Origin of the sequence: Actinobaculum sp. 313, assembly GCF_003073475.1 — a bacterium.
Taxonomy (GTDB): domain Bacteria; phylum Actinomycetota; class Actinomycetes; order Actinomycetales; family Actinomycetaceae; genus Asp313.
Genome location: NZ_CP029033.1, coordinates 775,293 through 787,966, shown reverse-complemented (window position 1 = coordinate 787,966; position 12,674 = coordinate 775,293). Strand labels below are relative to the sequence as shown.

Sequence of the window (12,674 nt, the reverse complement as noted above, 5' to 3'; positions counted from 1 at the left end):
TCAGATCCTCTCCCCCAAGTCCTGGCCCCATCTGCGGTACACCGCCCGTGCTCCTACAAACGCCGCTGCCGCCCAGGCGATGCACAGTCCCCAGCTCTGGACGCTGCCGGGATTCAAGTCGTAACACAAAGAGCGGAAAACGCCGATGAACTCCGCAACGGGCATGTGGGTGATGATCGCCTGCAGTGGAATGGAGTGCCATGACTCCGGAACAATGGTGACCACATAGATGATCGGCGTCGCGTAAAACATGAGCTGGAGGATCACACCCACAAGTTGCGCCAGATCGCGCACATGGATGTTCCAGACGGCCAGAATCACGGCCATCGATTGCACGAACACAACCAGCACCACCAGGAACAGTGGGATGAGCAACCATGTCCAACCGATATTTCCCAGTGCGGCCAGCACCACCAAGAGGAGACCCACCTCGATGGCGGATTGAATGCCAATGGCGAGGCCGGCACCAATCACTGGCGCATAAGCCGGAAAGTAGACCTTCTGGAGCAGACCGCCCGCACTCAGCAATCCGCTAATGCCGGCATTTATCGAGTTCTGAAAGAAACTCCACAAGGTCAATCCAGCGAACAGCCACACCGCGAATACGCCAATGCCCGCGTGCCTGGATGCTAGTTGCGGGGGCTCCATCTTGAAGAGACCGCCGAAAATCAGAGTATAGATGCCCAGTGTCGCCAGGGGAACGACCAGTGACCACACCCAACCGAGCAACGTCCCGTTGAACTTGGCCTTGAGGTCACGCTGCCCGAAAGCATTCACAAGCGTCCACTGCTGCTTGAGCGGGAGTGGGGCTCTCACATCTGTCGTATCAGCCATATCTCACGCATTCCTCATCGGAGACTTCCAGAAGGCCATCTTAAGCCAAACACGTCCGAATCCAGATCTCTCACGATGGCGACCTCATCACGTTGCAAACCTGGCACACTCATTTCTTTGGATCTCCCAACACCATTGCAAGCGGACCGACAACCGCGCCCGGGCGGAACATCTCGCGCTTCCTGAGCGCGGCCACGCGCGCCTCCTTCAATCGCTTGTGATCGGTGAGGCTCTCGATGGCATCTGCTAGAGCCAGCGCATCACCAGGCTCAACGTACACAGGGGCCCGCCCTAACACCTCTCGTTGTGCCTGAGTATCCGAGGTGATGAGGGCACAACCCGCCGCCAGACCCTGGAACGCCTTGTTCGGAACGACCCGCAACGCCTTGGGCGTCGTTCCGAAGATCCCCAGGCACACATCGTGTGCCGCAACAACACGCGGAAGTTCCTGCGCATCAATCCAATCGTGCCACGTAACGGTGACGTGCTCGCCTTCCGGCAACAGGTCCCGCACGCGATCAGAATCCTGACCAGTTCCAATGAGAGTGACGCTGAGGTCGATCCCGCGGGCCTCCAGGTTGCGCAGTGCCTTCGCGATGGTAGGGGTGCCCTGCAGCGGGGTAAAAAGACCATAAAAGACGACCGAAAGCGCCCCGGAAGGAAGCGTGGCTTCCGGACTCACTGTGCCATCGGGGGGACGCACGCCGTTCTCGTCGGGGGAGGCAGCAGCATCAAACCACATGTCCTGGGCGCCAACAGGAACAACAACACTCTTGGCACGCTGCTTATCGGCCAGTAGGCCAAGACTCTCCCGCGTGTCAACCACGACTACATCGGCCGTTGCCGATGCCGCGCGGTCAATTCCGTGTAACAGCATGTTCTTCACTAGGCTGAAGGGACCAGGACCGAGCAGTCCGCGATCCTGAGCGGTATCCGCAGCAAAAACGAGTTGATCGAGGATGATCCGCGCGCGAGGAAACAGCATTCGTGCCAGCAGTACATCAAAATGCCCCAGATACCCCACGATGACGGCGTCCGGTCGGTTGCCGCCGCGGAAACGCGCCGCATCACGGATGAGGCCCACCCACTGCCGCGCAAGTGTTCCGCCGAAATGCAATGTGGCAGCAGGCCTTTGCAAAGCTGCCACCCGCTCTGGTGTTTCTAGCCGGAGCGGACGATTGAGCTCTCTCACCCTATGCCCACGCGCGGCCAAGCCATCCAAGATCACCCCGACACGGGGGTGCCTGCGAATGTCGTAAGTGCCGAATCCGAGAAGTCGCACGGTTCACTCCCACCTACAGACAACTAGTCGTTATCGGATTGGCGCTCTGATGTTTCGTCGTCGTCGCTTGCCTCCGGTCCCGGTCGCGCAACAGACCGAGATTCCGCGTATTGGACTCTTTTCACTCGTTCGAGTGCATCTTCAATCAGAACACGGTTTGTCTTCTGGAGGTCGGCAATAACGATCAACGCGAGAGAGAGCAGGCTAGCCACCAACATCGCCGAGCCGAAGATAAGCGACTGGACGTGACCACCACTTTCGCCCTGAATTGCATACACCAAGAAACGCACAAAAGGAACAATCCCTAGCACTCCCGTAATTACCGCGAGCCAACCAAGCGGGATGTGCGGTTTGAACATCAGGAAAGATTTGATGATAGCGCTCGCTGATTTCGCCATGTGCTGGAAGATGTTGTTGAACAGGCGTGACTCTCGCGTCTTCGCGTTGGTCGTCACCGGTACCGACGCTATCCGCAACCGCTTGTTCCCAGCCTGGATGATCGTCTCCATACAGTAGGAGAACTTGGTGATGATATTGAGGCGATACAGTGCCTCACGCGAATAGGCCCGGAAACCAGAAGCTGCGTCGGGCAGGTGTGTGCCAGCGGCGATATTCACGATCTTCGAGCCAAACGCCTGCATCATCTTCTTAAAGGGCGAGAAATGAGAGATCTTCGCAGTCTGCCGATCAGCGATTGCCACATCAGCCTCGCCCGCGATCAATGGAGCAACTAGATCCGGAATACGTTCCTGTGGGTATTGGTTGTCGCCGTCCGTATTGACCACAATGTCGGCACCGTGGGCAAGTGCGTAGTCAACTCCATCGCGGAAAGAACGGGCCAGGCCCTGGTTCCGAGCATGCCTAACGATGTGTTTCACCCCGAAGGACTGCGCCACCTCGATTGTGCGATCCGTGGAGCCGTCATCAATCACGAGAATCTCCAACTCATCGACGCCCGGAATCGTCTCCGGAATCGACTCCAGCACCAAGGGAAGTGTCTTCTCCTCGTTAAGGCACGGGATCTGTACGAATACCTTCATCTGTTCCTCTCCAACCGTCCCTAGGAGATTACCGCAAACCAACGCCCGATGTGGCAGTCCCGCCCAGGTTCGTCCCACCCATAAGCCCATCAATCGGCTCAATGCGACCGCGTTGCCGAGCATCCCACACACGCTCTAACGATATGACTAAGATGGTACCCAGAACGCAATCCACGCTTGAAACCACGTACTTCTGTCGAATGGACCACAATGAATCCTGCGCTCAAACGCCGCCTCTGCCTCGGTGCATTCTGGACCGCTGTCGCCGTGTTTCTGTGGATACGCCTGGGTGAGAGTCTCGTAGGAGCCACGGTTTTCGGCGCATATGACATGCTCGACCTCTACGCTCCCTGGAATTCAATGCCCACCGCCGGCGACGAATACCTCAACAACATCTACGTGACCGATCTCATCGACTCTTCTATCCCGGCAATTGCCGAAATCCAAACGGGCCTCGACGCCGGAGAGATCCCACAATGGTCCAACATGGTCGCTGGCGGGCAACCTTTGCTCAGTGGCCCGAACCTGGGGCTTGCGGCTCCTGGTCGGTGGGCATGGCTGGTGCTACCGATCACAGTTGCGCCGGCGTGGGCGAAACTTTTCGAGATCGCCTTCGGAATGGCGTTCGCGTTCCTCTTTTTCCGTCGGTTGAAGCTCTCCGTCTTCGCCGCCTGTGTTGGCGCCTTCATCGTTCCAATGACAGGTTTCACAATTGCATGGACCGGTTGGGCACAGAGCTCAGTGGCGATCATCATTCCCATGCTCTTCTGGGCGGTCGAACGCTACATGGCCGAGCGCCGCTGGAGAGACATCGTCCCCGTAGCCCTGGCGGTCGGGTTGCTCATGCTCGGAGGATTTCCCGCGGTGGCCGGGCACACGTTATATGTATGTGGGATTTACGCAATCGTCCGGGTCATCGGCACTCGCACGCAGGCGGGCTGGAGGCCACCGCTGACCGACCTTGTCAGACTGGCCATCGGCGTGGTGCTCGGTGTGGCCCTTTCCGCAATACAACTACTGCCCTTCGTCGAACTCACATTACGAGGCGGGGATCTTTCATACCGCGATGGCATGTCGCAGTCTTCGGACACCATTGTCAGTTGGTTCACGATGGTACTTCCCCGCTCTTTCTCCGACCACGAGGCCGCGTTCCAAGACTACGCATCGTATGTCGGGGCCATTGCGCTGCTGCTCGCCGCGCTCGGACTCGCTGCCGCACTACGGCGCCGGATCCCTCGAGGGATCAGTGCCTTGTTCCTCGGTGTGATCGGTTTTGCCGTACTGCTCACCGTCGGCCAGGGAACCTGGATTGACATCGTACAAAAACTGCCAGTCTTCGGTGGCAATCCACCCGGTCGGTTCCGCGCCCAACTCGCCATTCCCTTCGGAGCATTCGCGGCGATGGGGATCGACTGGTTGCGAAACGATCCCGGCGAATCCGACTGGGCGAAACCCGACCGGCTGAAACCCGGATTCTCACGGTCAACACTTGCCATTGCGAGCGGCGCATCCCTATTTCTTGCTTTCCCCATGGCGTACGTCCACGTCAACCGGTACGCAGCAGATCTACGCACCGTCTGGTACATCGATGATCTTCGTTGGGCCTACTGCGGGTTGTTGGCAGCGTTGGTGCTGATCTGTTGTGCGCTTCTTGTCCGGCACCTGCGAACCATTGCCGTTGTACTGCTTGGCGTTGGCGTCGTTGTTCAAGCTCTGGCGCCTACGGCGTTTTTCTGGCCGATTGCCGACAGAAATGAGGTCTATCCGGACTCGGAGGCACTCGACTATCTCAGCCGAGTTGTTGGCCACAATCAGGCGGGGACCGCAGGGCTCGCGGCAAGGCCGAATGTCGCCACGGTTTACGGCGTGCGTCTTGCTAACGGCCACTCTTTCGCAACTCCGGCTTGGAAGGAAGTCCTTACAGCTAGCGACCCCACCGCCTATATCAATGGTGGAACCTACTCCTTCCTCAGTCCGGCGCTGACACCGCTTATTGATAATCCTGGACTTGATCGCCTCGGCGTCACACATATCATCGCCAGTTCGGCTGAAGACACACTGGGAGCCTTTGGCTTCCCCAATGCCATGGTCGGCGACCGTGACGAGGGCGAGATCCCTGTCCGGACGCCATCTCCACACACTCTACAGGCGGAAATCAGCGCAAAAGACCTCGTAGGCGTCGGCACTTACGTGAATTCCGACGGTATGTTCTCCGCTTCTGCTACCGTCACTAACTCCGAGGGAGAGGTTCTGGCACACAACACTATCAGTCGCGCGTCTACCTCCGGGACCGTTCCTCTAGACATTCCTCTACTTCTCAATAGGACAGTTGAGAACTCGGAGATCTTGACCGTTGAGGTCACGTTAACCGCCACAGCTCCAGGCACCACCGTGATGCTCGATACAGACAACGCGAGTCCCCGCCGATTGTGGGGAATACGGAGAAACAACTCGTTCTATCCGGTTTATGTGGGAGAAAATGCCGTCGTTTACGAGCGTGCAAATGCCTTGGACCGATTCCGTTTTGCCTCCGACTACGACGTCATCTCCGATGCATCTGATCGCGTCGCGGCAGTGGCTCAAAGCCCTGTTGACGCGAATTCGGTGATTCTTTCCGAACATCCTAAGCAGACTCCCGCGACGAAATCCACCGGCAGCGTCAACGTCGAAGTCGACACGGGCGATCTTTTGTCTTTCTCCGTCACCTCCAGTGGCGGCGGCTGGCTCGTTGTTGAGCAGAGCGTTTTGGGGCGTTTCTCAGCCACGGTGGATGGCAATGAGGCCGAGCTTATCGAAGCGGACCACGCCGGTGGCGCCGTTTTTGTTCCTGCGGGAACCCACAAAGTCGTCCTTTTCTATGACCTTCCATCGGAGAGAATCGGCGCATATGTCACCGTATCCGCTGCAATTGCGCTTCTGATCCTGTGGTTCCTGCCTGTGGTGCTTAGCAGGCGACGTTCACGGCGAATATCAGGTGACGCTCCAACGAGCAGCGCCGACAACGCGGCAGATATACCTCGTCCGGAAGGCACTGACCTGCATGCTTCGGCGACGGCGCGGTCCGCTTCCTCAAACGCGAAGTACCGATAGGTCACGCACTGGAAGCCTGCCTTGCGCCCAGCGGGTTCCGCATTGATCTTCCGACTAGCCGCCTGACTCCATGTTTTCTGTTTCGGTCCACGGCCCTTTGACGGTATCTTAGTCAGCATGAAGATTTGCGTAATCGGCTGTGGTTACCTCGGCGCGGTCCACGCGGCCTCTATGGCGGAGCTTGGGCACGATGTCGTTGGTATCGATGTGGACGAGGCAAAGATTGCCCTTCTTTCCGCTGGCCAGTCTCCTTTCGTTGAACCTGGATTCGACGAGATCCTAGCCCGCAATGTTGATTCTGGCCGCCTGACCTTCAGTACGGACTACGCGGCGACCGCTGACTGCGAACTGTACTTCATCGGCGTGGGAACTCCGCAACGTCGCGATTCTCATGGCGCTGACCTGACGTACGTGCATGCCGCTATTGACGGACTCCTCCCCTATCTGCGCGAGGGCGACGTTGTTGTGGGCAAATCCACCGTCCCCGTGGGAACGGCTGCCGAGTTGGCATCGGCCGTTGAAGCCAAGGGCGCGTGTCTGGTGTGGAACCCGGAGTTCCTGCGCGAAGGTTTTGCGGTGAAAGACACACTGGAGCCGGACCGTATCGTCTACGGCCTGCCGGATGATCCACAACTCGCCGCACGCGGCCAAACCGCTCTAGACACGTGTTACGCAAAGATCCTGGCCGACGGAACGACACCGCGCCTAGTCATGGACTATCAGACGGCAGAACTCGTGAAGGTCTCAGCGAACTCCTTCCTCGCCACGAAGATCTCCTTCATCAACGCGATGGCGCAGGCCTGCGACGCCGTCGGCGCCGATGTTGGCAAACTGGCCGAGGCCATTGGTCTTGATGACCGTATCGGTAAGAAGTTCTTACGCGCAGGTATCGGTTTCGGCGGCGGATGCCTCCCGAAAGATATCCGCGCCTTTCATGCCCGGGCCGCGGAGTTGGGGCTGAATGAGACCTTCAACTTCCTCACCGAGGTGGAACTCATCAACGAGTCGCAGTGCGGTCGCGCAGTCGACACCCTCAATGAGATGACCGGCGGCCTCGAAGGAAAACGGGTGGCGGTTCTTGGAGCGGCGTTCAAGCCGAACTCCGACGATCTCCGGCACTCTCCGGCGCGCACGATTGCCCGTCTGCTCGAGGAACGCGGCGCCGACGTCGTCGTCACCGATCCCGGTGCCGGTCCGATCCTTGCCGCGCAGGGTGATATTGATGTGGCTGCCGACGCCACGACCGCAATCACGGGTGCTGATGCCGTGCTCCTCGCCACCGAGTGGAAGGAGTTCAGCGAGCTCGACCCGCAGGCGTTGGCACCGTTGGCGCGCGGAAAGGTCGTGTTGGACGGCCGCAATGCGCTTGATGCCCAGAAGTGGAAGGATGCCGGCTGGAGCTACCGCGGAATCGGCCGCCGCTAGCTGACCGGGCGTAGCGCTAGCTGACCCGGCGCCGCACCTTCGGAGCGAGCGTTCGGACGACGGCTGCCGCGGCGGCGATTTCAGCATCGCGGGCACTGTTCCTTCCGGATAACCACATCCCGTGGATGCCTGGCACTCGTTTTGGCGTGCAGTTCTTCCCGCCGCGCTGTCCTTCCTGCCGCGTTGAGCGTCTGTTCCCACCCCGCGGCACTTCGCTACGAGGTATACACGCGTTCAAAAACGCTTCTCTGCGCAATTCGAAGTGCCCCACCCCGGTGGTTCATGGCAGACTTGTTTGTGATACCGGACCGACGTGAAAGGAAACATATGCGAGTCCTTGTGACCGGAGGCGCTGGATTCATCGGCGCCAACTTTGTGCATTCCACCATCGAGAATCACCCGGATGCCGAGGTGACTGTGCTCGACAAGTTAACCTACGCCGGTAACCCGGACTCCATTGCCGGATTGGAGCGGGTACAACTCGTTGTTGGCGATATCGCGGACGCAGACACGGTGGATCCGCTAGTCAAAGACGCCGACGTCGTCGTCAACTTCGCCGCCGAATCCCATAACGACAACTCGCTCAACGACCCCTCCCCCTTCATTCGCACCAATATCGAGGGAACCTTCCAGATTCTGGAAGCGGTACGGCGGCACGGAACTCGCTTGCACCATATTTCGACCGACGAGGTCTATGGCGACCTGGCAATCGATGAGCCGCGCAAGTTTGCGCCGGGCGACCCCTATAAGCCGTCCTCGCCGTATTCGTCATCCAAGGGAGCCTCAGATCTGCTGGTGCGCGCCTGGGTGCGCTCCTTCGGCGTGCCGGCCACCATTTCCAACTGCTCCAACAACTATGGCCCCTACCAGCACATCGAGAAGTTCATTCCACGCACCGTCACGAATCTCATTGACGGAGTGCGCCCCAGGGTCTACGGCACCGGAGAGCAGGTGCGCGACTGGATTCACGTGCTCGACCACAACTCCGCCGTGTGGGAGATCATCAACAAGGGGCGTATTGGCGAAACCTATCTGATCGGTGCGAACGGCGAGAAGAACAACCTTGAGGTCACCAAAATGATCCTCGCCGAGTTCGGACGCGACCCCGATGACTTCGACCATGTCAATGACAGGCCCGGCCATGATCAGCGCTACGCCATCGATAACTCGAAGCTGGTGGAGGAAACCGGGTGGCAACCGTCCTTCCAGGACTTCGCCGTCGGCCTGCACGCCACCGTCGAGTGGTACAAGGCCAACGAGGCGTGGTGGCGCCCGCAGAAAGAGGCAGTGGAGGCCAAGTACGCCAAGCAGGGGCAGTAGGCCCGCGATTTCCCCTGCTCGCGGGAAGCGCGCAGGCAGTGCCGTGCGTGCATGCTGGGCAGGCGCAGAACTCCTGCGCTCCGCCGAGCGAGTAGAGAAAATAACGGAGGGGCCGGGCTGAGATTCCCGGCCCCATTCCGATTGGACCTCGTGCCCCATTCCGATTGGACCTCGTGGCGTGGTGCGGTTCCTCTCTCGGGACCGCGCGTTACCAAGCCGTGCGAGAGGGTCCTAATGCACGATGCCGAAAGTCTGGGTTCCGTTCCGGTTCCAATCGCCTACCACAATTTTCTCCGATGCGGTTCCATACGAGAACGTTCGGTCTGCTTGACCGCCCTTCAGAGTATTCGTCACGTAGAGCGTGGTCCCGCGTCGTACCGCCAGCGAGTCACCTCGCTGTCCATTGAATTTCCCGGCATAGGCTTTGTCTCCCACGGTTCCATAGGCGACTATACGCTCTGCCTTTCCTGTAGCAAGAGTATTACTGAGGTAGAAGGCGTTTCCTCGGTGCACGGCCAGAGTGTCCTTTCCGTCACCATTCCAGTCACCCACAAGCACGTCGTCGTCGGCCCTACCGAAAGTGATCACCCGATTCGCCGGCCCGCTGCTCAGGGTGGTGCGAATGTAATACGCGTTTCCGCGGCGCACCGCAGGAGTGTCTATGCCATCGCCGTTCCAGTCGCCAAAGACTACGGCGTCGTTAGCCTTTCCGTAGGTGATCACCTTGTCGGCGGATCCCATGGAGAGGGAGTTGCGGAAATAGTAGGTTGCACCACGTCGCACAACAGGGGTGTCCTGTCCGTTGCCGTTCCAGTCACCGACATAGACCTCGTCACCAGCAACACCGTACTGGAAGACGGAGTTGAATGTGGTGTTCCAGCCATTGCCGAGGCAGAGCACCTTCCCAGTAGATGAGGTCGGGCAGCCCGGTGTCACTGCGGGCGTCGTCGGAGTCGTTGCGGTGCCGGACTTAGCTGCCTTGTACTTCGTAGAGACCTGCGAGCGGATCGTACCGAAGTAGTTGTAGATATTGCCCGGGCACGCGGTGTTCGCTACGTCCTTGTGTCCGGAGATGCGCGGCAGTGGCGTTCCTCCAACCAGTGGCGAATTGTTGCTTGCCGGAACGGTCAAGGGACTTGTCGAGTTGGGGTCAACCCCGGCGGCGACAAACTTCCACGCGATCACATCAACCAAGGCATCGATAACCGTCGTCGACGGATTGATCTCCGTGTAGAGCCCCATGACGGAAACTCCCATTGTGCCGCTGTTGCGCGGAACCGCATGCGCTCCGATCACCATCTTGGATGCCGGTGCCGAGAGCGTTCCGGATCGGCCCTCCCAGCGACCGCCATACTTATCGATCAACACGTTGTAGCCGATGTCGCCCCACCCGCGGGTTACCGCATGGTAGCGATAAATCCCCTTGATTACGGAAGGAACCTGTGCTTGCGTGTAGTTATTCGAACCGGCGGTGTGGTGCACGATAACACCCTGGAAGGCGGCGTATTGCGGTGTCCATGTCATGACACTCTCATCCGCTCCCCACGCCGAACGCGACTTGATATTCACACTGTTGGCCATCGGCAGCACCCCGTTGAGCAGGTGGGCCGCGTTTGTGGTGGTGGCAGAGGCTCCCCGCGCGGCCGCGTAGCTGCCCGCCGGGGCTGCGGAGGCTGGCTGCACGACGCTTGCCAGCTGCACGTCCTCCTCGTCGGCCGTTGCATCAGCCGTGGTACTGGAACTGATCAGACTGGCCTCTTCCGCATTCACAGCTTCGTCGGTCAGAGTATCGGCAGCGGGTAGCACGTCCGTGGTTTCGGTTCCATCCTCGGCCACGAGGTCGCCGTCGGCATCATACGCAATATCAATGCGGAGCCCCGCCGGGAGATCACCATCTCCCCTGCTGATTCGTACCTGGATACCGGTCGAAGCACCCGAGATGTAGTATTCCGTTCCGGGTCGGCCGTCTGCGGAGTCTTCGCTGGGCAGCACATACCAGTCGGACCACACCGCACCGTCCAGCGTTCGCACCTCGACGGCGGAGCCGATGGGCAGATCGCCAGAATCCCAGGTGAGGCCGGCGACGGCGAAGGGCGCGTCAATAGCAATCGGATCGGTGAAAAGCGCGTACTCCTCCTCCAACTCGGACTGGTCGGGTTCGTCAACATCCGTTTCATCGGCATCCGTCTGCGGCTCCGCCGGAGTGGTGGCGGAATCGCCGTCGCCATCGGTCGTATCGTCACCGGATGTTCCGGTGCCGGACTCTACCTCCGAGTCGTTGCTGCTTGGATCCGTTGCGGTCTCATCTGTGAAAGGATCGACCGTTTCGTCGGTTTGCGCCACGTGCGACGTCGTCTTCACAACCTCTGTTGCGCCATCGCCATCGAAACCGGAGCGTGCGACATCTGTTTCAACGCCGCTACTCGTCACAAGTTCAATGGCGATACCGCCTAGTTTGGCATCATCTCCGGTGGCAGCAGGCAAGGCGATAAACGATCCGAGAAGTAGCGATAACGCACTTGCTGCTGCAGCCGTTCGGGATGTGTTCATAGTGGTAGTCCCTTCGTTAGCCTCCGCAGACCAGTGTACGAAGATTCACCAATATTCACAATCCTTGCCAAAAATCTCAATTATCACACGAGTCTCAGGGCAGGCCGATGAGCGACACACAGGCAAGCGTTGGCGCTACCGGCTCGGTCGCCCCCTCCGAGCACCACGGACCTGCGCAACCTCACGCATACGCAAACCAAGGCGTAAAGCCCAGCGCAGGGGAGCTTGGTACGGCGCATGGTAGACGCCATCAATGTAGTGAGCGGCAGAGCGGTGATGTGCACGGATCATATTCGCCGGTCGTTCCCTCCAACTCGCCCCCTGTTCATGCATGACCTCCACCCCGGGCACGTAGATGCTTTGCCAGCCCGCCGCCTTAAGATCCTCGCCCAGCTGTGTGTCCTCAAAGAACATGAAATACGAGGTGTCGAATCCGCCAACCTGTTCAAATGCGGCCATCCGCATGAGCAAAAACGCACCGGAGAGCCAGTCCACCGCGTGCGTACGCTCCAGCGACTCATTGGCACGATAGGCGGCAGTGAATGGGTTGGACGGCCAAACTCCACTGAAAACAGCATGCCCAGCCCCGGAAATCAGGCGTGGGAAATGCCGCGCGGAGGGGTACACTTCGCCCTCTGGCGTGCGAATCAATGGCCCGAACGCGCCACCCCGGGGCCACGCCCGCGTTTCGTCCAGCAACGCATCAATGCAGCCCGGGCTAAGCACAACATCGGGGTTGACCACCAAGAGCCATTGCCCCGCAAAACCTTCAGCACCGAGATTGACCGCTCCGCCATAACCCAGATTAGAACCCGAGCGCACAACGCGACCGCGGTAAGTGGCTGCGACATCGTCAACGGTGCCGTTCTCCGTGCCGTTGTCAACGATGACGAACTCATAAGGCAGGTGAGTCGCCGCATCGAGCGAGGCCGCAAGTGTCGCGAGTTCACTACCCGGGTTGAAGGCAACTGTCACAATTCGCAGGGACGGGTATTCCACGAACCAAGCCTAACCTGAATCACCCGCAACTGGAGTCTTCCCGGGGTAACTCTATTGAAACCATGGATTACCTGGGAAGCAGCTCCATTTTCGAGTGTGAGTATCCCTAACTTCTGCGCTGATACACGCGCCTT

8 protein-coding genes are annotated in these 12,674 nt (G+C 59.3%); 3 read left to right on the top strand and 5 right to left on the bottom strand.

Annotated features, from left to right (window positions below):
• From DDD63_RS03325 to DDD63_RS03315, 3 genes are all read right to left on the bottom strand, one after another.
• A complete protein-coding gene (locus tag DDD63_RS03325; RefSeq protein WP_108715176.1) occupies positions 1–834 on the bottom strand; it encodes an ABC transporter permease in 834 nt (277 codons plus the stop codon).
• Positions 835–943: 109 nt separating this feature from the next.
• A complete protein-coding gene (locus tag DDD63_RS03320) occupies positions 944–1,981 on the bottom strand; it encodes a glycosyltransferase (RefSeq protein WP_205647308.1) in 1,038 nt (345 codons plus the stop codon).
• A gap of 158 nt (positions 1,982–2,139) precedes the next feature.
• Complete coding sequence (locus DDD63_RS03315; protein ID WP_108715174.1) at positions 2,140–3,156, bottom strand: glycosyltransferase family 2 protein; 1,017 nt, start codon at positions 3,154–3,156, stop codon at positions 2,140–2,142.
• Positions 3,157–3,366: 210 nt separating this feature from the next.
• On the opposite strand from DDD63_RS03315, the gene DDD63_RS12200 reads away from it, so the two are divergent.
• From DDD63_RS12200 to rfbB, 3 genes are all read left to right on the top strand, one after another.
• Positions 3,367–6,246 (top strand): 6-pyruvoyl-tetrahydropterin synthase-related protein, encoded by a 2,880-nt coding sequence (locus DDD63_RS12200; RefSeq protein ID WP_126145583.1) that lies wholly within the window; start codon positions 3,367–3,369, stop codon positions 6,244–6,246.
• A 117-nt stretch (positions 6,247–6,363) separates the two neighbouring features.
• The gene (locus DDD63_RS03295) at positions 6,364–7,671 is read left to right on the top strand and encodes a UDP-glucose/GDP-mannose dehydrogenase family protein (RefSeq protein WP_108715170.1); all 1,308 of its coding nucleotides are present in this window, start codon (positions 6,364–6,366) and stop codon (positions 7,669–7,671) included.
• Between the two features lie 327 nt (positions 7,672–7,998).
• Positions 7,999–8,991 (top strand): dTDP-glucose 4,6-dehydratase, encoded by a 993-nt coding sequence (rfbB, locus tag DDD63_RS03290; protein WP_108715169.1) that lies wholly within the window; start codon positions 7,999–8,001, stop codon positions 8,989–8,991.
• 231 nt (positions 8,992–9,222) lie between these two features.
• On the opposite strand, the gene DDD63_RS03285 is transcribed toward rfbB, so the two are convergent.
• Together DDD63_RS03285 and DDD63_RS03280 are read right to left on the bottom strand one after the other, a co-directional pair.
• The gene (locus tag DDD63_RS03285; protein WP_108715168.1) at positions 9,223–11,541 is read right to left on the bottom strand and encodes an N-acetylmuramoyl-L-alanine amidase; all 2,319 of its coding nucleotides are present in this window, start codon (positions 11,539–11,541) and stop codon (positions 9,223–9,225) included.
• Positions 11,542–11,676: 135 nt separating this feature from the next.
• Positions 11,677–12,540, bottom strand: a complete 864-nt coding sequence (locus DDD63_RS03280; protein ID WP_240611394.1) for a glycosyltransferase family 2 protein — start codon at positions 12,538–12,540, stop codon at positions 11,677–11,679.
• Between the last annotated feature and the right edge of the window lie 134 nt (positions 12,541–12,674).